16 protein-coding genes are annotated in these 20,352 nt (G+C 37.9%); 10 read left to right on the top strand and 6 right to left on the bottom strand.

All coding sequences use genetic code 11. The annotated features are described in order from the left end of the window. The first annotated feature begins 8 nt into the window (after positions 1-8). From MSC25_RS02165 to MSC25_RS02185, 5 genes are all read left to right on the top strand, one after another. On the top strand, positions 9-1,172 hold the full coding sequence (locus MSC25_RS02165) for a hypothetical protein (RefSeq protein ID WP_248442347.1): 1,164 nt from the start codon (positions 9-11) through the stop codon (positions 1,170-1,172). After that, entirely contained in the window at positions 1,169-4,000 is a 2,832-nt protein-coding gene (locus tag MSC25_RS02170) for a response regulator (RefSeq protein WP_248442349.1), read from the top strand. The genes MSC25_RS02165 and MSC25_RS02170 overlap by 4 nt, the downstream gene beginning before the upstream one ends. Before the next feature lie 337 nt (positions 4,001-4,337). Further along, on the top strand, positions 4,338-5,162 hold the full coding sequence (locus MSC25_RS02175) for an alpha/beta hydrolase (RefSeq protein ID WP_248442351.1): 825 nt from the start codon (positions 4,338-4,340) through the stop codon (positions 5,160-5,162). A 466-nt stretch (positions 5,163-5,628) separates the two neighbouring features. Further along, entirely contained in the window at positions 5,629-5,940 is a 312-nt protein-coding gene (locus MSC25_RS02180; RefSeq protein WP_248442353.1) for a hypothetical protein, read from the top strand. 95 nt (positions 5,941-6,035) lie between these two features. Continuing rightward, positions 6,036-6,668, top strand: a complete 633-nt coding sequence (locus MSC25_RS02185) for a DNA/RNA non-specific endonuclease (protein ID WP_248442355.1) — start codon at positions 6,036-6,038, stop codon at positions 6,666-6,668. 729 nt (positions 6,669-7,397) lie between these two features. Here MSC25_RS02185 and MSC25_RS02190 read toward each other — a convergent pair. From MSC25_RS02190 to MSC25_RS02215, 6 genes are all read right to left on the bottom strand, one after another. Further along, positions 7,398-8,357, bottom strand: a complete 960-nt coding sequence (locus MSC25_RS02190) for a sugar-binding transcriptional regulator (RefSeq protein WP_004586535.1) — start codon at positions 8,355-8,357, stop codon at positions 7,398-7,400. Between the two features lie 164 nt (positions 8,358-8,521). After that, positions 8,522-9,535: a sn-glycerol-3-phosphate ABC transporter ATP-binding protein UgpC gene (gene ugpC / locus MSC25_RS02195; protein WP_029772719.1), complete on the bottom strand. Its 1,014-nt coding sequence runs from the start codon at positions 9,533-9,535 to the stop codon at positions 8,522-8,524. A 10-nt stretch (positions 9,536-9,545) separates the two neighbouring features. Continuing rightward, positions 9,546-10,376: a carbohydrate ABC transporter permease gene (locus tag MSC25_RS02200; protein WP_004586533.1), complete on the bottom strand. Its 831-nt coding sequence runs from the start codon at positions 10,374-10,376 to the stop codon at positions 9,546-9,548. Positions 10,377-10,378: 2 nt separating this feature from the next. Beyond that, the gene (locus tag MSC25_RS02205; RefSeq protein ID WP_024033631.1) at positions 10,379-11,251 is read right to left on the bottom strand and encodes a sugar ABC transporter permease; all 873 of its coding nucleotides are present in this window, start codon (positions 11,249-11,251) and stop codon (positions 10,379-10,381) included. A gap of 118 nt (positions 11,252-11,369) precedes the next feature. Continuing rightward, complete coding sequence (locus tag MSC25_RS02210; RefSeq protein WP_029772292.1) at positions 11,370-12,674, bottom strand: sugar ABC transporter substrate-binding protein; 1,305 nt, start codon at positions 12,672-12,674, stop codon at positions 11,370-11,372. A gap of 139 nt (positions 12,675-12,813) precedes the next feature. Beyond that, a complete protein-coding gene (locus tag MSC25_RS02215) occupies positions 12,814-14,136 on the bottom strand; it encodes a hypothetical protein (RefSeq protein ID WP_248442357.1) in 1,323 nt (440 codons plus the stop codon). 466 nt (positions 14,137-14,602) lie between these two features. Between MSC25_RS02215 and MSC25_RS02220 the strand changes: the two genes are divergently transcribed. The 5 genes from MSC25_RS02220 to MSC25_RS02240 are packed head-to-tail and all read left to right on the top strand — an operon-like array spanning position 14,603 to position 20,186. Next, a complete protein-coding gene (locus MSC25_RS02220; RefSeq protein WP_248442359.1) occupies positions 14,603-14,986 on the top strand; it encodes a response regulator in 384 nt (127 codons plus the stop codon). Positions 14,987-14,998: 12 nt separating this feature from the next. Then, complete coding sequence (locus MSC25_RS02225) at positions 14,999-15,904, top strand: MoxR family ATPase (RefSeq protein ID WP_248442361.1); 906 nt, start codon at positions 14,999-15,001, stop codon at positions 15,902-15,904. A gap of 1 nt (position 15,905) precedes the next feature. Beyond that, positions 15,906-16,901: a DUF58 domain-containing protein gene (locus tag MSC25_RS02230; protein WP_248442364.1), complete on the top strand. Its 996-nt coding sequence runs from the start codon at positions 15,906-15,908 to the stop codon at positions 16,899-16,901. Beyond that, positions 16,894-18,855: a DUF3488 and transglutaminase-like domain-containing protein gene (locus MSC25_RS02235; RefSeq protein ID WP_248442366.1), complete on the top strand. Its 1,962-nt coding sequence runs from the start codon at positions 16,894-16,896 to the stop codon at positions 18,853-18,855. Before MSC25_RS02230 ends, MSC25_RS02235 begins: the two co-directional genes overlap by 8 nt. 8 nt (positions 18,856-18,863) lie before the next feature. After that, positions 18,864-20,186, top strand: a complete 1,323-nt coding sequence (locus MSC25_RS02240; RefSeq protein WP_054982498.1) for a Na+/H+ antiporter family protein — start codon at positions 18,864-18,866, stop codon at positions 20,184-20,186. Positions 20,187-20,352 lie beyond the last annotated feature (166 nt).

A 20,352-nucleotide genomic window follows, 5' to 3' on the forward strand; every position in this document is an offset into this window, starting at 1 on the left:
AGCGCTCTATGAATAAACAATACCAACAGGGCTACATACTCACTATTGAGCTGATTTTAATTATTACCATTTTAATTATTGGCTCTATTGGGGGTGTTATTTTAGTGCGCGATGCACTTATTAAGCGCTATCACACAAAAGTAGATAACCAAATAACAGTGGTTGATGCTAATAACACCCCTTTAGGAATCGCCATTGGGTTTGATGAGCACCAGGCCCCTTTAATTTTTTACACAGACCGCCAAGCAAATGCAACATACCGTGCTTTAATTGGGATACGCGATGACAGGTTCACCTCACGAGAAGCCATTTATTACGATGCGCCTAATTGCCAAGGCAACCCGTGTATAAAAAGTTTAAGTGATGAGTTTTCAGATAGTTTAGGAGTTAGTAACACCGCTAATAGTGGCAATGTAAGTTATATCAATGCGCTACAACAAGGCCCTAATTATGCCATTGGGCAATTAAGTAACTCCGTAATGGGGCAATTACTAAAAAGTACAGCATTAGCGTGCCCCGCAACAGGTGACGAAATTGTATCGCGCTATATGTCTCAAAAGGTAGTTACTGGTAACCCGTGCGAAAGCTTTTCAATTGCTAAACAGCAAGCCGATAGTAGTTGTTTGGTTGGTGTAACTGCACTTGGTAATCCGTTATTAGGCATAGACAGTCAGCAATTATCGCAGTCGTGCAATAGTTGCCAAACAGGGTATGAGCCGCAAGGCGATATTCTTGATTTATATTTGCCACAAGTTGAAGTGTTATTAGGAACCGCGCTTGATGCACTTTCGCTCATAGGTGTAGCAAGCAGAGTAGATGTAGAGCTAGGCAGTATTTGCTGCCCACAAGGTACGCAACTAGAAGAAGATGAAAATATAGTAGAAACACTGGTATTTACAATTTTAGAAACAACCTTTGAGCTGCTAGGTATCGATTTAATAAATAACGACATAATTATTCAAACGCTGGCCCTTATTGGCATAGAGCCTGGCGTAACTTACTGCGAGGCTTCGCTCAATTTAACTTCGGCAGAGCCGGTGTTAAATACAAAAGGCGAACCTGCTTTAAATAACTTACTTCCGCCATTTAGAGTAAAACTTCCATCACATACAAGTGCTAACAGCACGCGTTGGATTTCTACACCGCCGAAAGGTGAAGGAGTGCGCCCATGAACAGCTCATATGCAAATAATATAAATGAATTTAACAACACACAAATAGATGAAATAAAACAAGAAATAACCGAAACGCTGACCCTAATGAAGCAGTTTTATGATGTTTCTATTGTTAAGTTCGTTGATTATAATGCCTTGTATACGCAACAAATTATTAGCTGCGATGACCCATACAAAGCCGACAGTGAATTAAATAGCTTGGCACAAACGTGCACACAAGAAAAACTCTACATAATTGAAGACACCTTATTTGACCCACTAACAAAAGGGCGCTTCCAACAGGTACGCTTTTACTCTCAATATCCCATTTATAATTTAGATAACAGCTTAATTGGCGTACTGATCATTGCCGATATTTCACCTAAAACACTTATAGGCTCTCAAAAAGAACAATTTGTATCTTTTGCGCAATTACTGCAAACCCAGCTTAATAAGCATTTTACCCCAACTAAGGCAATTAAACCGAGTGAGACAAAATCACTGAATCGATTTGTTCACTTATTTAGCTTAGCGCCTGTGGCCTTTTTAATTGCGCTGGTTATTTGCTCGTTCTCGGCTTTGCTTTTATATACGTTAGATAAAAAAGATAAAAAAAGTGCCTATGCCATACAAACTCAGCAGTTAAGGCAAACGCTGTTTGATGCATTAGAGCGCTTTGACAACCAAGCACTTTATATTACTCAAAAAGATAAAATTGTCGCAGGCTTTTTAAAAAGCCAACAAAGTTATACTCAGCAACAATTAAGTGATTTAGTAAAAACGCAGGTATCAAGCAGTTTAACGTATAAAGGTTTTGTTGTATTTGATAATGACTATAAACAACTTGCCATATGGTCTAAAAACAACTTTGATTTAGCAGCTTACGGCTTTACTAATTGGCTAAACGCATTTTCAATGCGAGCAAATAAACAATCAGTAGAGGTATTTACTGTTGCCGATACAGCGTTTTTAATTTCAGAAATAAACATGGGTAATAGCGCAATTTATACACTCACAGCCTTTGATTTAAGTAAGTTTTTAAATGCCATAATAGGTAAGCTAAATACGCAAAATTATAATTTATTTATATCAACCCCTCAGTTTATATTAGGAAGTAGGGGGGAGCTAAATGTTAAAACTATCCCTAACAGCATAAGCGCAGCAAGTAGTCGTTTTCCTGCTACGTGGCGCTTGCATGTGCAACCCATTAAACCGATAACGCCTGCTAATGTATCTAGGTTCGACTTATTTAAACTGGCATTAATTAGCTTAGCTATATTTGCATTTGTTTATTACTTTTTACGTTTACCAAGGCGCTTGCATGATGAAATTAAGCAAAAAAATACCCTTATACTTAATAGAGAATCGCTGTTTTCAAGCTCGCTTGATGCGCTGCCGCATGGCTTTGCCATTTTTAATAGTAACGAATTTCCGGTAATAACTAATCAGGCATTTAACGAATTGTTTTCTCATGTTATTCAAAACAATAAGCAATTAAGTTACAGCCAAATAATGAGTATTTCTCAACAAAATAATATTATTACCCATTATCAAGAACATAATAAATTAGCTAATGAACATAGCCAATTAATAGATATCGGCTTTAGCGATGGCCGCTGGATCACCGTTGTGCAAAGGCATACCGACTTTGGTGGCTTTGTTTGTTACTTTAGAGATGAAACACAAGCGCATCAAAAAGAGTTATTACTTGCCCAAGTAGTAGAAAAATCTAAGCAAGCTAACCAGCTAAAAGATAAATTTGTAGCACGCTTAGCAATGCAATTAAAAGCACCACTTAGTTCACTGCAATCTATAGTAGAGCTTAATTATAAAAACAGTAAAGGCAATTTTAACAATGAGTTAGAAAATGCATGCACACAGTTAAGTTGTGTTGTGCAGCAATTAGTTAATATAAATAAAACCGATACCGGTAAATTAAAGCTTAAAATGAGCGCTATTAATTTATCTGACTTACTTAAAAATACGGCCGATATTCTTAATAAAGACTCTGATGATAAAAATATAATCATTAATAACAACATGCCCATAGATAAAGGCATAAGCAGTGATGAAAAACTGATTATGCAATTAATTATTCAGCTTGCTAGTGAGCTTATAGAAAGCACACATCAAGGTAAATTGTCGTTAAATTCTGAGCTGATTAACGAGCAAGGTAAACATTATTTGTCGCTGGACTTTTCTATAAATAACTTAGCAAATCAGGGCAGTTTTTATAGTCAGTTACAAATGGTATGCAAACAACAGTCTTTTGAAAGCGATATTAATTTTGATGCTACATTAGAGCTGCGGTTTTTTATCTCAATTTTTAAAATGCTCGGCGGTAAAAATATTACTGTGCACGAGCGCGGTAAAACAACATCTATTAATTTATCGTTATTAGTTAACACCGTAGAATTGTTACCCGTAAGTGCAAACAAGCAAGAACCCATTACTGTAACTACAACGCATACAGAATTTAACAACACCAAATCGTTGTTATTAGTTGATGATGAACCGCTCGTAGAAATGGTTATTAAAGCCATGCTGAAAGATGAAAACGTAGCAATAGATTATGCAAGCAATGCAATAGAAGCTATGTTGATGGTGTCGCAAAATAATTACGATATTATTTTAATGGATATTGTTATGCCAGAACTCTCGGGCACTGACGCGATGCTTAAAATAAAAAAACATAATGCAGACATGCAAACCAAAATTATTGCCCACACTTCAGATTCTGACACAAATAGTAATGCTAAGTATGTTGAACTTGGGTTTGACGACATGCTTGAAAAACCAGTAAAGCAGCAAGTATTAATTAATAAAATTAAGCATTTGCTAAGCTAGTCCAAATTAAACAATATACAATTGTAAAATACACAGGGCCTATTCTTTTAATAGGCCCGAACTGGCAGTAATTATTTCATGTAGCTGCTACTTTATTTCATAATTTTAAAAATGAAGGTTATTTTATAACTCTTTATTTTTTACTCTTTTCGCTTAACTCAAAATAAATCCTACTTACTATTAATAGCCGCAGACCGCATTTTAAAACGCTCTCAGGTTTTTGTAATTACTAAAACATCAAAAAAATTATGTAAAAAACAAGCTGGGATGATAATTGCTCATCACTATACATACACAGGTTTAGGCTAAATTTTAAATATTGATGAGGATAGTAAGTATGAGTAAAACACAAACCATTACCGTTGAAGGCCACAAAATAGCGTATCAAGAAATGGGCGAGGGGACACCTCTACTATTATTACATGGTATTCCGACTAACAAATCGCTATGGCGAAATGTTATGCCAACACTGAGTGAGCAACATCGTGTTATTGCACCTGATTTACTCAATTACGGCGAATCTGATATGCCAAAAAATACCGATGTATCAATTAATGCCCAGTGCAAAATAATCAGTCAATTTATGGATGAGCTAGGTATTGCTAAAGCAAACGTTGCCTCTCATGATATAGGTGGCGGAATAGTACAACTCATGGCGGTAAATTACCCAGAAAAAGTAAACAGCTTAATATTAATTGATAGTGTTTGCTTTGATTCTTGGCCAATACCCGAGTTTGAACCTTTGCTTGAGCCTGGTGTAGAGCAAGAAACATCGGTTGATGAGTTTGTTGATACGCTAAATGAATTTATGCCAAAAGGTGTATACGATAAAAGCATAATGACCGACGAACTTAAAAAACAGTATTTAAAGCAATGGAGTAATGAGCAAGGTAAAGCAGCGTTATTTAATAATATGCGCCGACTTAATAAAGAGTACACACAAGCAATTGCCGGTGAGCTTAAAAGCTTAAAGCATGAAACCCTCATTTTATGGGGTGATGAAGATAACTTTCAAAAACCTAAATATGCACCTCAGTTAGCTCAAACCTTACCAAATGCAACACTAACTTGGATAGAAAAAGCAGGGCACTGGGTTATAGATGAAAAACCAGAACGAGTAACTTCGTTAATGGGTGAATTTTTGGCTGATAAAAAGTTTTAAAATACCTTAATTTAGAAGGCCTTGTTAGCCACTTTGGCTAACATGTATATAAAACCATGCCGTTTGAGCTGTATTAATTTTTATAAATTAGTTACTCAAACGGCTTTTTTATTTTCATCTTTTTTAGTATTAAACCATTTAAGTATAAATCGCTATTAATAGCTCAATATTCATACATTAAAAGTGTGCGCATACGCTTTATATTAGGGTGATTACGCATGGGAAACTATAAACAAGCTAATTTAACATAATGCATGTAGGTATATAAAAACACCTTTATTCGCTAGATCTACAAGTGACGTTACTGCGTTAAATATAAGGCGAGGGTAACTGTATACTCGCGACTTTTATTAGTAATACCAAAAGCCTAAGACGATATTATTGTATTTATAAACAATTAGTTAGATACATATTGCTGTAATAATACACTGCTAATTTTTACCCTCATTTAATTGAGGATAAAACAATGAAGACAATAATAAAGGCATCAATAGTACTTACAGGTTTATGTTTTGCACACAGTGCAAGTGCAGACAATTGTTTACACGGTTGCCCAACAGGTTTAGATAATGGCAATACAATTGAGCGAAGTATTTATACTTTAAAAAATAATCGTTATACAAAGTTTGAAGATTGGGTGGCTTACCATGTTACGACTAGCACTATGAGTGGACCATCGAGAAGCAGAAGTTGGAAAGCCGCTCCTGATCTATACTCACTATACAAAGGGCGTGCCTGTCTTTCAGGATTAAATTTGTTCGAACTAGGGGCTATTTAATCGCGGCACGAGTTTTGTAACCTAGTGGGCTAAGTAAAAATCGAGTAACAAAGAGTAAATAGCCCCTAGAAAGAACCTTACTAGGCAACGCGTGTTTGGTATTTATGCTGCGTTATCGCCAATTTATGGGGAATAACCACACTACATTGGCTCTGCCTTGCCTAAAAACCAAACACACTGTTGCAAATTCAATCTCGAATGACTGGCACGCCCTTAAACCTAGTGATTACACCGATGCATATGCAACAATAAATACCGATAGAGGCCATCAAGTTCCATTAGCATCTTTCAGTAATACGGCTGATTGGAAACTAACAAACTTACTTTCTAATATTACGCCGCAATCATCCGCATTAAATCAAGGCCCATGGGTTAGGCTTGAATCTGCAGTGCGAAATCACGTAGGAAATGGAAATGATCTATATGTAGTAACAGGTCCATTATACGAATATTATTTTGCAGAGTTACCACAAGCTAACGAAGCGCATACCATTCCAAGTGGCTATTTTAAAATTGTTATGCAGCAAACTGGTAGCACAAATAAAGCATCGGCATTTATTATGGAGCAAACAGCAAGTCGCAGTGATAACTTTTGTAATACCGAAGTAAGTATTGATGAAGTTGAATCGCGCTCGGGTATAAATGTAATGCCAAACTTATCGTATAACAGTGCACAAACAATTGAATCATCAGTGTATGGTTTAAGGTCTGAACTAGGTTGTAACTAAGCCATATTATTTTTGCGTTAGGCCTTAGGTTTTGAAGAACTTAAATCTAAGGCTTTAAATTAAACCTGATATGAGTCGCAAAAAATCTTGTAGCAATAAGTTAGCTTCAAATAAAATGATAGAAACGAAAATTACAAAATTTGAGCCTGTTTAAAAAAGGTAATTAATTTTTATAAAGGGAATATAGAGGCAGCTATATGGAATTTGTAATTGCTAGGCTTTATAAGATTGAAATACTAAATAAACATTAGCGAAAATATCGGTGTAAAATGTAGTGCGTAAGTTGTTGTTAAAAGTTACTGTGCATAACAATTTAAACGGTTAACTGAAAGACCAACTTTAAAAGACTATTACTCAAAACACCATAAATAGGGGTTTATACGTAAATAATAGAAGCTACTTACTTTGATTACGTATTAATTTACCTTATTTAACATAATATAAATTATAGGTAGTTATGTGTATTATAATAAAGAGTGCGTATTACACTCCTGCTATGTCCAATACTAGACGGTATCGGACATTAAGATTATTTTTACCAAGCTATACCAAGCCTTACTTTGCTAAGTGCTTTTAGTTTATTTCTGGTCATTACGCTTTTATTATCCATTACACTTAAAACTTTACTAACTATATTAATGAGCCTATTAGTTTTCCTTTTTGAAAAAAAAGGCTCATTCTGTCAGTTATTATCCGTAGATTTTAAAAAGCTACCTAAAACAACCTTAGCTAATCCATACTTAAAATACGTTCTGCTGTGTATTCGTTAGTAATTAAACCACTGATCATATTTGATCTAACTGCACCAAGTATCGCAAGTACTTTATCTTCACCGGCGGCTATAGCGTAAATTTGTTTATTACCTTCAATTTTTAATGGCGTACTGGCAACACGTTGGTTTACAGTGCAGTCAATTAATTGGCCGCGTTTGTCGTAAACCCAGCTGATCATTTCGCCCACAGCCCCTAAATTTTGTAGCTCTTTTAGCTCTTGCTCATCAACAAAGCCATCAATATGCAATGGCGATTTTTCGCCTAGGCTACCTACACCCACAAACGTTACGTCGGCTTGAGTGGCCAATTTTAGGTTACTGGTAATATTATGTTGTGAATGCAATTGCTGCTTTTCTTCAACACTTCTTGGTAATACAGGAAGCGGCATTGGGTAATGCTTTGCATTTATATGCTCGGCCATTCTAACGACTACATCATAAGGTGAAGCCGACCCATCAAGTGCCATATTACCTAGCATCGCCACTACTTTGTGTTGGCTACAATCTAACGTTGGCAGTTCATCAACGCATGCACGTAATACGCGCCCAGTACCCATAGCTAAAATTTTCGGTGTTTCTGATTTTAAATGGCGTTGTATTTCAGCAGCACCGGCTTGCGCTAAACCCACTGTTGAGTTTGGATCTGAGCCATCGCTAGGCACTACTTCACAAGAGTCTAAGCCAAAACGGCTTTTAATTTTTTCTGCTAAATCCATACATTTAGCAATAGGATGATCGAGCCTTACTTTAATAAGCCCTTGGCTTACAGATAATGCCACCATACGTTGAGCCGATTGACGAGATACATTGAGCTTTTTGGCAATTTCGTCTTGTGTTTTACCCGCAACATAATAGAGCCACCCTGCTCTAGCTGCATCATCGAGCTTACGTATTTCTGTATTTGATAGCTTTGCCACATAAACCTCTTATTTTGATAAGCCGCTTAGTTTTAGCGATAAATCATTTTATAATATTTGCAAATATATCATTCATTTATAAAATGCCGAAGTGTCACATTAATTTAATAGCCAATACTTTAGGTAAATTTGCTATTCCTAAAGTAATGGCTTAAAACGCTCGATTAAACTGTTGGGTTTTTAATCGTTAAACCATTTTTATCAAATCTATGTACCTTGTGCTCAGGCGCACTTAAATAAATTGTATCGCCATATTGTAGTGGGCAATCGCCATCTGCTTTTACCGTAACCGTACTGCCATCGTTAATAGTTACATGTAAAAAGCTTTCAGAACCTAAATGCTCGATTACGCCCACTGTACCTTGCCAAGTTCCTGACTCAGTTGAAATTTCAAAGTGCTCAGGACGCACACCTAAACTATGCGTTTGTGCATGGCTATCGTTATCTACTTCAATAAAGTTCATTTTTGGTGAACCAATAAAGCCTGCCACAAATTTATTTACCGGGTGCTGATACAGCTCAAGTGGCGTACCGACTTGCTCAATAATCCCGCCATTAAATACCGCAATTCTGTCTGCCATTGTCATCGCTTCAACTTGATCATGTGTTACATAAATCATTGTTGTAGCTAAGCTTTTGTGTAGCTCAGAAATTTCTAAGCGCATATTTACACGCAGTGATGCATCTAAATTTGAAAGCGGTTCGTCAAACAAAAAAGCCGACGGTTGCCTAACAATTGCACGCCCTATTGCTACACGTTGGCGTTGCCCGCCCGATAATTGCCCTGGTTTACGGTCTAGGTAATCAGTTAAATTAAGTATTTTAGCGGCATTTGCTATTTTACTTTCAATTTCAGCAGGGCTTACTTTTGCACGTTTTAGTGGAAACGCAATGTTATTGCGTACACTCATGTGCGGGTACAAAGCGTACGACTGAAATACCATAGCCAAACCACGTTTTGCCGGTGGCGTCTGTGTTGCATCTTGGCCATCAATCTCAATTGTCCCGCTGGTTGTGTCTTCCAATCCGGCAATCATACGTAGTAATGTTGATTTACCACAGCCCGATGGCCCTACAAATACAATAAATTCACCGTCTTTTATCTCTAAATCAAGCGGTTTAATTACGTTAACTTCATCAAAACTTTTGGTTACTTTTTTTAGTGTGATGCTGCCCATGTGTGTTCTCCTACTTTACTGCGCCAAAGCTTAAGCCGCGCACTAATTGTTTTTGACTAAACCAACCAAGAATTAATATTGGCACAATGGCCATGGCAGAAGCTGCCGACAACTTGGCGTAAAATAACCCTTCTGGGCTTGAGTAACTGGCAATAAATGCCGTTAGTGGAGCGGCATTCGCAGCGGTTAAAATGAGTGTCCAAAATGCTTCGTTCCATGCCAAAATTACGTTTAACAGTAATGTTGAGGCTATGCCGGGTAATGCGATTGGAAGTAATACATGAAATATTTCCTCGCCAATAGTTGCACCATCCATTCGTGACGCTTCTAAAATTTCACCCGGAATCTCTCTAAAGTAGGTATATAACATCCATACCATAATCGGTAAGTTTATTAAGGTCATAACAATAACTAAGCCCAGTTTTGTATCTAATAAGGCAAAGTCTCTAAAGAGTAAATAAATAGGAATTAACACCCCTACCGGCGGGAGCATTTTTGTAGAAAGCATCCACATAAGTAGGTTTTTAGTTTTTTTTGTTTGCACAAACGCCATTGACCACGCGGCTGGTACGGCTATTAGTAAGCCCAATAAACTTGAACCGAGTGATATAACCACCGAGTTCCAAAAGTGATCAAAATACGGCGAGCGGGCTAACACATCTTGATAGTTTTCCAGTGTCCAATCAAAAGCAAATAACGCTGGTGTGGCTGATATTGCTTCTGCTTCGGTTTTAAAACTGGTGATTAATGTCCATAAAATTGGGAAAAATATCATCCCACTGATGGTCCATGCTGCCAGGGTATAAATTAGTTTTGATTTTTTATTTGCTGCACTAGCCATGATTAACCCTCTAAGTTTTTACCAATAAGGCGCATTAAAAATATGGCTACAATATTGGCAATAATTACTGCAACTATGCCCCCTGCTGAGCCCCCGCCTACATCAAATTGTAATAACGATTGGGTGTAAATTAAGTAAGTAATATTGGTTGATGCATACCCAGGCCCGCCACTGGTTGTCACTAAAATTTCTGCAAAAATAGACAGTAAAAATATAGTTTCAATTAAAATAACAGCGGTAACAGCGCGTGATAAATGCGGCAGCACTATGTAAAAAAACTTACTAAAAGGCCCTGCTCCATCTAAATCGGCAGCTTCGAGTTGTTCGCGGTCAAGGGATTGTATTGCCGTGAGTAATATCAACGCAGCAAACGGTAACCACTGCCAAGAAACAATAATAATGATTGAAAACAAAGGCATTTGCGCAAAAAAGTCGATAGGTTCAAAGCCGAGCCAAATTGCAAAGTGTGCAAATAATCCATTTACAGGGTTCATAAACATGTTTTTCCACACCAAAGCCGATACGGTTGGCATAACAAAAAATGGGGCGAGAACCATAATACGAACATAGTTTCGCCCCCATATTGCTTGGTCGAGGAGAACAGCTAAACCGATACCACCACAAATTGTGATAGCTAATACACCCGTTACTAAATAAAGGGTATTAAAAAAGGATTCAACAAATGCGGGATCTGTTAAAAAAAACTCGTAGTTTAAAAAGCCTACAAATTCACGTTCACCAGGAATAAGTAAGTTGTAATCTACAAACGAGAAATAGAGTGTCATGCACAGCGGCACTATCATCCATCCTAGTAATAAAATTACACTAGGAAATAGCATTATGCGTGCAAGCGTACGAGACTGTGTAGTTGCCATATCAGTGACCTTCAAAAAGTCAGCATTATCCTTAGCAACAACGACAAACGGCTACTAGATAACATGCTAATGCTGACGAAAAATACGAGGTAAGCGTTAAACTTACCCGCCTACTTATTTATTTTGGGTAGCGTGCTTTACGCATTGTGCGCTCAACTAGGCGTTGTGATGTGTTAAGCGCTTGCTCAACAGTCATTTGCCCAGTAAGTGCAGCGGAAAACTGCTGCCCAACAGCAGTGCCAATTCCTTGAAATTCAGGGATAGCAACAAACTGAATGCCAACATAAGGCACGGGTTTAACAGTAGGGTTTTTCGGGTCGGCCGAATTAATAGAATCAAGCGTTATTTGTGCAAACGGTGCTGCATTCATGTATTGCTCGTTTTCATAAAGTGATGCGCGAGTACCCGGCGGTACTTTTGCCCAGCCTTTGTTATCGGCAACTAATTGGCTGTACTCTTTTGATGTAGCCCAGCTAATAAATTTCATTGCAGCATCAGATTTTTTACTGCTAGAAGGAATTGCAAGTGTCCATGACCATAGCCAGTTACCACGTTTACCTAGGCCATTATCTGGTGCAAGTGCAAAGCCTACTTTATCAGCGACTTCAGAATCTTTTTTATTGGTTACAAATGCGCCAGCAACCGTTGCATCAATCCAAATACCACATTTACCCGTTTGAAATAACGCTAGGTTTTCGTTAAACCCATTCGCTGACGAACCCGCAGGTCCAGACTCTTTCATAACATCTACATAGTACTGGAGTGTGGCTTTCCACTCAGGGGTATTAAATTGTGGTTTCCAATTTTCATCAAACCAGCGAGCGCCAAACGAATTTGCCATTGAAGTAATTAAAGCAACATTTTCGCCCCAACCTGCTTTACCACGTAAGCAAAGGCCATAAACACCTTCATCTTTATTGGTCATCGCTTTTGCAGCTTTTTGAATAAAGCTCCACGTAGGCGCGTTTGGCATTTCTAGGCCGGCTTTTTCCATTAGGTCTGTACGGTACATAACCATAGAGCTTTCGCCATAAAATGGGGCCGCGTATAATTTGTTATCTATGGTTAAACCACTGCGAATAGCCGGTAGTAAGTCATCAACGTCGTAATTTTCACCTAGGTTATCAAGCTCAGTTAGCCAGTTTTGTTTACCCCAAATTGGCACTTCATATGTGCCAATTGTCATTACATCGTATTGGCCGCCTTTTGTGGCAACATCGGTTGTTACACGTTGACGTAAAATATTTTCTTCTAGTGTTACCCATTTTAATGAAATATCTGGGTTTTGTTCTTCAAAATGATTGCTTAGCTCTTTCATGGTGATCATGTCACCATTATTAACAGTGGCAATGGTTATGGTTTCTTTAGCGGCTACGTTAATAGCCATAACTGAACACGCGAGCATTAATAATTTAGTTTTCATCGGGTTAACCCTCATAAATATGTTAAATGACGCTTAAAAAATAACTGTAAAGCGCCTTAGTAAATAAAGCGGTGAGTAATTTCAACGTATTTACAGCGCTGAAATTACCTTTAAACCAAACAGTAAGTTAGTAAGCTATTTAAAATTTAACTGAGATTTCTGAGGTGAAACCGTCAAAACCACGACCAATTTGGCCGCCTGAGTTTGCGCCTTCTTCTTGGTTTACATACTCAACTTTTAAAAGTGTAGAATCTGTAAACCAGTAACCTGCGGCTACTTGTAAGCGCTCAACGGTGTTATCTTTTTGGCTGATTAAATCGGAAGTGTTTTCTGACTCTGCATAGCGTGCGGCTACGTAAAGTTTTTCAGGAATGATATATTGCTGTGCTTCAACGGCGTAATATTCTACTGAGCTTTCGCCTTTAATTACACTGTTAGAATCAAACGAGGTACCGTTTTCGTCTGCCACGCCATCTGTACCAAAGTAGGTAATACCTGCCACTGCGTTACCTGCAGAGTCTGCAAAGGTATAATCGTCAGACGATTTACCCAACATTAAAATGATGCTGGTTTGATCTGATGGCTGATACGCTAAATTTAATTGAATGATTGACTGATCAAGCCCTGGCATAACACCTACGTGAGTATCACGCTCGCTTGATGGAGAAGCCGAAAAGTTATAGTTTTCGCCATCACCAAAACGGTAATTTGTTGTTGTGAGTCCATCTAAGCTCGCTACGCCATTTTCAAAACGAAGTTGGTCGCCTTGGTTAGCTTGTAAGTAATTTAAGCCAACTTTAAAGCCACCTTCAAACTCTAATGTACCTTGTAAGCGGTAATTAAAGCCTCTATCTTCTTGAAATGCTTCGCCAAAACTTGATGTAGTAATGTGACCTGCCACGTTATAAGAACGAAGCACACCACTATCAAAATTTTCTGTGTAACTTAATTGTGCACCGTTTTCTGCGGTTGCGTAGTCGTTAATGCCGTTACCAATTAAGGCATTACCTTGGTTATCAGCGCCGTCTTGAAAACCTTTAAACTGAAATGGAGACGCGCCAATATTACCTAAACGAAGCGTTAAATTTTCGTTTTCGTTTGGTGTGCCGTATAAGCCAAGTAAATCAAATTCAATACCTGCAAAGTCGTTATGGAACGAAAAATCACGGTCGCCGCCGCCAAAATCGTTTGGCTCTTCGGCTATATCAATGTCGGCAGTAATGTATTCATTTATATGAAACTTAAGCATTAAGTTAGCTCTAATACGCCCAAAACCTGATGATTGCTCTTCATCTCCAGGGCGAAATGCACCGTCTTTAGCTTGAATAGACTGAAAGTTTTGCATTGCTAGAAAGTTAACGTCAAGGCGGTCAAAGTAATCTGACATCTCTGCTTGTGCAGGCGCCGCCAACGCTGCTGCTACTAAAGTTAGCGCAAATTTAGCTTTCTTATTATTTAACATAATGAACTCTCTATTTAGTGTGTTGTGTATTTTCAGTGTGCAGCTAAAGCAAATGGGCATTTTATTTAAATGTGTTTTTAAACTTCGTAATGGGCATTGGCTCAGCTAGTGAGCATAATCACAAATGAATAATGTAACGTCAACATCTTTTATTACAAAACATTTACATGAAATCGTGTTTATAAAAATTTACATTTATAAACAAGGGTTTAATAGTTTTGAATTCCAAAATAAAATTGCCAGTTATGACTAAAGTCTTATTTAAAATGTTCTGTAGAGGGCTATTGAAGAGCGTTATTTAACATTTATTAACCAATTAAATGGTGTGGGCGTTTAATTAATACGGCAGGTTTAGGCGCGTAAAAGCGCTAATTGGTTGTTTTTTGATTTACTTTCTTGAGCTTATACAGTGCTTAGCATAAAATTAAATTACTTTAGATGTATAAAAAATAGAAGTAATTAACATATGGAATTTGTGCGCCCGCTTGAGCCTATACTTATTATTGATGACGTTAAGGAAATACGTGACTACCTAAACCAAATATTAACGGAGCTAGGCTTTGAAGATATTTTAGAAAGCAACGATTACCTTTCTGCAAAACCCCTTCTTGATAAAAAATCACCCAATGTCATATTTTTGGATGTGGACTTACCTGATTCTGAAAGCTCTGATATTCTAGAACATATTAATGATAGCTACCCTCACGCTCACGTTGTTATGTGCTCGGGTCATAACACCCTTGAAAACGTGCAAAACACATGGGAATTAGGCGCTAAAGGCTTTATAGAAAAACCTTTTAACGCTAAAAAAGTTTATTCTGTTATGAAGCGCCTCGAACTAAGCGAATAATATAAGGTCAGTATGCAAAGCACTGTTACGGCAATTATCGACGATTTATCGAGTGTTATTTTTGGAAAAAAACAACAAATAAAACTAGCACTCACCTGCTTATTCAGTGAAGGACATTTACTGATAGAAGATTTACCCGGTATGGGCAAAACTACGCTCTCACATGCACTTGCTGCTGTGCTTGGGCTGTCGTATCAGCGTATACAATTTACAAGCGATCTTTTACCTGCCGATATTTTAGGAACTAATGTATTTAACGCTAATGAGCACACGTTTACATTCCATAAAGGGCCGATTTTTAGCCAAGTTGTATTAGCAGATGAAATAAACCGCGCGGGCCCTAAAACGCAAAGTGCATTGCTTGAGGCAATGGAAGAGCAGCAAGTTACAGTAGATGGTACTAAGTACACATTACTAAATCCTTTTTTTGTAATTGCCACGCAAAACCCGCTTTATCAGTCGGGTACTTACCCACTACCAGAATCGCAGTTAGATCGATTTTTAATGCGTATAAGTTTAGGTTTTCCTCCTAAAGAGGCTGAAAAACAACTTATTTTAAACATTAAACCGCGAGACTACAGCAAATTACCACAAAGAATAGACGCTAAGCAGCTACAACAAATTCAAACCTTAATTAACCAAATTGTGATAAGTAGCCCTGTAATCGATTATATTATTGAATTAGTAACGCATACTCGTCAAAGCGCAGCATTTGCAGGCTCGCTGTCTCCACGGGCAAGTATGGCGCTTGCCAAAGCGGCTAAGTCGTGGGCATTTATTGAAGGGCGAGAGTTTGTAACCCCTGACGATGTACAAGCTGTATTTGCAAGTGTGTGCCAACACCGCTTAGGACTGCATAACGAGTCGGGAGAAGCGCAAGTAAATGAAATCTTAAAAACCGTTGCTGTGCCAGTTTAACGTGTTATTTAAAAAAAAAGCCAAAAAGGTCAGTATATTAGGCGCATTAAAAAAGCGTTTACTTAATAAACTACTTAAAAACAAGCATTCAAAGCAATCCATTACGCTGGCTCATAACAATATATATGTAGTGCCCTCGCAACTCGGCTTTTACTTTATTATTGTGGCTATTTTAAATTTTGTTATGGGCATTAATTATCAAAATAACTTAATTTTGGTGATGGCTTATTTAATGTTTGTGGTGATGATTATTGCCGTTCTGCTTGGTTATACAAATGCCAAAGGGCTAAAAGTTGAATATATAAAAAGTTTTGCCAGCTTCTCACCAAATAAAGGCTCGGTTAAATTTATTTTAAAAGCCCCTACACTTACGCAATCAGTATCGCTTAGCTACTCGAGTGACCCAGAATACGCAAAGCACTTAGCGCAAGTTACGCCCAAAGACAGCGCTTTAATTATTAACCTACCTTATAATGCCCGCGGTAAATATACCCTTGAACGTTTTAAAATACACAGTAATTACCCATTTGGGCTGGTAAGCGTGTGGAGTTATATACAACCCAATGACTCTGTTTACGTTTACCCTGCGCCAGAGCATGTATTAAACGACACTTACAACAGTACGTTTGAACACACAACGCAAACAGGCAGTATTAAAGAGCCCGGCAGCGAAGAGTTTGATGAGCTAATTACGCATTTACCAGAAATGGGATTGCAGCGAATTTCATGGAAACATTACGCTAAATCACAGCAGTTACTCGTAAAAGAATTTATAGATTATAAAAAGTCCGATATTGTTTTTGATTTTAACCTGCTAACGGGTAACACCGAGCAACGCTTGAGTCAGCTTTGCTTTTTAGTGTGTAATGCATGCGAAAACAACACACCGTTTACACTGATTTTGCCCTCAGCAAATTACAAAGCAACTAACAACGCGCACGATAAATCACAGTGTTTAGCACTTCTGAGCGAATACGGCGGAGCAAATAATGGCTGAGCTATTAAATTACCGGGCAATTAATTCAGCAATGAGCTTTATATACGCCTGCTTATTTGCGTTTTATTTATCGCATATGCCTGTACTGTTTATTGGGGTTTTATCGCTTTTATGCCTTTGGAACGTGTACTTAACACTGACTAACAACCCTAAACCTAACGCGTGGCTTGCAAATATTTTGGCTGGACTAGCTTTAATATTAATGATTTACACCATAGGTATAGGCGATACAGTAATATTATTTGTTGCTATGTTATTGCTCTCTAGTATTTTTAAATTACTGCAGGCTAAAACAAAAAAACATTACCATATTATTGTCACACTCACGTTTTTTTCTATTTCATCGGCGTATTTGTTTAACCAAAGCATAATAACCACCTTAACCATGAGCGCCCTATTTTTACTCAACTTTGCTGTATTGAGCTTAATTGAATCTTCTCATAGTTTAAAATTAGCCTCTAAACAAAGTGCTAAGCTGTTATTTATTGCTTTGCCTTTAGCAATATTTTTGCTGTTGTTTTTACCTAAAATGCCTGCTTTTTGGCAGTTACCTGGGCCAAAGCTTGCTAAAACAGGGCTCTCTGAACAGGTAGACCCGTTTGATATTGCAAAGCTGTCTAATTCTGATGAACTGGTTTTTAGAGCACGTTTTGATAACGACACGCCCGTCTCGCCTTATTATTGGCGAGCACTTGTACACGATACCTTTGATGGTAAAGCGTGGAAAACATCTGATTTATTAAAATATAATAATCAAAGTGCTGATCCCAATAAACAAATTGCAGTACAAAATACCTACACTATTATTGCCGAGCCTGCTAATCAAAAATGGTTATATGGGCTTGATTACGCAATTAGTAACAATAAAAATGTTGAAAGTAATGCGCTAGGCCTTTTACGAAAAAAACAATATCAAGCTAAAAGCTTGCAGTATCAGGTATCAAGTACAGCACTGAGTACAGAGCAACTTTCAGATTGGCAAACCGCTTATTACACACGCTTAAATAACCAAACAAACCAACAAGCAGCCAAGCTTGCTGCCAAACTTAAACAATCAACCACCTCGCAAAGCGACTTTTATAATGCATTGCTTAGCTACTTTGCTAAACAAGAATTTAGCTACACGTTAACCCCTGAGCCAATGACCGGTGACAGCACTATTGATCAATTTTTATTTGATAAAAAACGCGGCTTTTGCGGCCATTACGCCAGTGCAGCAGCGTATATTTTTAGAAGCGCCGGTATTCCCGCGCGCTTGGCCAGCGGTTATTTAGGTGGCGAAAAAAACCAAACAAATAACTATTTATCGGTTCGTCAATACGATGCCCACGCTTGGGTTGAAGTGTATATTAATAATCAGTGGCACATTTTTGATGCCACTGCGGTGGTCGCCCCTGAGCGTTTAAATGGTTCACTTTCGCAAAACGAAGAACTCAATGATGAATTTAAAAGTAATCTCGATTTTGGCTTAGTGAGCTTAAGTAACTTTGCAGCCGTTAATTGGTTAAGGCTCAAACTAGAAACCCTTGATTACCAATGGACCAGCTGGGTACTTGGCTTTGACGAAGAAAAGCAAAGCAACTTTTTAAAATCACTTTTTGGTAGTAAACATCTTTGGCTGGTACCTTTAGCTGTTATTTTAGGACTTGCTTTTAGCTTTGCTGCTTACTTTATTTATTTAAATTGGCCACGCAATAAAAGTAAACGGCCGCCGTTAGTTTCAGAATTTGAAGCAGTTAGGCACTGGGCAGATAAAAACGACATAGCGGCGCCTAGTCACTATTCTCCTAATCAGCAGTTAATATACTTTGCTGAGCAAATCCCTGATGCTGCGGAACCATTAAGCGAATTTAGCTATTTATTTAACCAAGTGCGCTACGCTAAAAAACCTTTTACTAAAGAACGTAAAAATCAGGCTAAAGATCTGATAAAATTAATTAAATCTTCAAAATAGAGAAAACTATGAATGCGGTTGTTATAGGCGTTATTTTAATGCTTGGGCTCTCCTTAGCCCGTGTAAATGTCATTGTAGCTATGATAATTAGTGCACTTGTAGCTGGTTTAACAGCGGGTTTAGGGATAAAAGAAAGTGTTGATGCATTTAATTCTGGCTTGTCGGCCGGCGCTGAAATTGCACTAAGTTACGCAATGTTAGGTGCCTTTGCAGTGGCTATTTCAAAATCGGGATTAACCCGTATCCTCGCCGAAAAGCTATTAAACAAAGTGAATGCACAAGGTGCTGGCAGCGAAACCTTTTTAAGCTATTTTATTTTATTAATTATATTAGGCTGCGCTATTTCTTCTCAAAATTTAGTGCCTGTGCACATAGCCTTTATACCTATTTTAATCCCCCCTTTGCTGGTTGTGTTTAATCAACTACGTTTAGACCGCCGCGCTATTGCTTGTATATTAACGTTTGGTTTAGCTACCTCTTACATGGTATTGCCTTATGGATTTGGTGGCATTTACTTATACTCTATTTTGCATAAAAACTTAGTTGATAACGGCCTAGACATAGTTAACACACAAGTGCCTATGGCAATGATTATTCCTGCCTGCGGTATGTTGGTTGGGTTAATTATCGCGGTGTTTATAAGTTACGCAAAGCGCCGTGACTACCAAGCGCAACCGTTAACAACACAAAGTAAAGCTAGCGACATTGAGAAACCAAAAAAAGTGATGATCGTGGGTTTGTTTGCTGTGCTTTCATCATTGGTTGCACAAAACCTAAGTGGCTCTATGATATTAGGCGGCCTTGTTGGCGTAATGATATTTAGTGTATTTGGTGTTGTTAAGTGGGAAGAAAACGGCGACGTATTTAGTAAAGGCGTCGCCATGATGGCGATGATTGGCTTTATTATGATTTCGGCTCAAGGATTTGCCTCAGTAATGAAAGCAACCGGTGATGTAGCAAGTTTAGTTCACAGTGGCGCTGCATTATTTGATGGCAATAAGCCCCTCGCTGCGGCCTCTATTTTATTGGTGGGATTATTGATAACAATGGGTATTGGTAGTTCGTTTTCTACAGTGCCAATTATAGCTACCTTATTTGTTCCTTTATGTTTAGATTTAGGTTTCTCGGTTATGGCGACCGCGGCTTTAGTGGGTACTGCGGGTGCATTAGGTGATGCGGGCTCTCCTGCCTCAGACTCTACACTTGGGCCAACCTCGGGTTTAAATGCCGATGGTCAACATGACCATATACGAGATTCGGTGATCCCCACCTTTATACATTTTAATATTCCATTACTTATATTTGGTTGGATTGCGGCTATGGTGCTTTAATACCTCTGCACTTACAGTGTGTAAAATTCGTTATTTTTAAGGCATGCATTCCATGCCTTTTTTATACTTACCTCTTTGCTGACTTAATCTATATATTTTTATAGCTGCTAAGATTGCTTTTACAATTCACTAGTATGATGTGTTCTTTTGCTATAATTAAATAAGC

It is taken from the genome of Pseudoalteromonas sp. 1CM17D (assembly GCF_023161805.1).
Classification (GTDB): Bacteria; Pseudomonadota; Gammaproteobacteria; order Enterobacterales; family Alteromonadaceae; genus Pseudoalteromonas; species Pseudoalteromonas atlantica.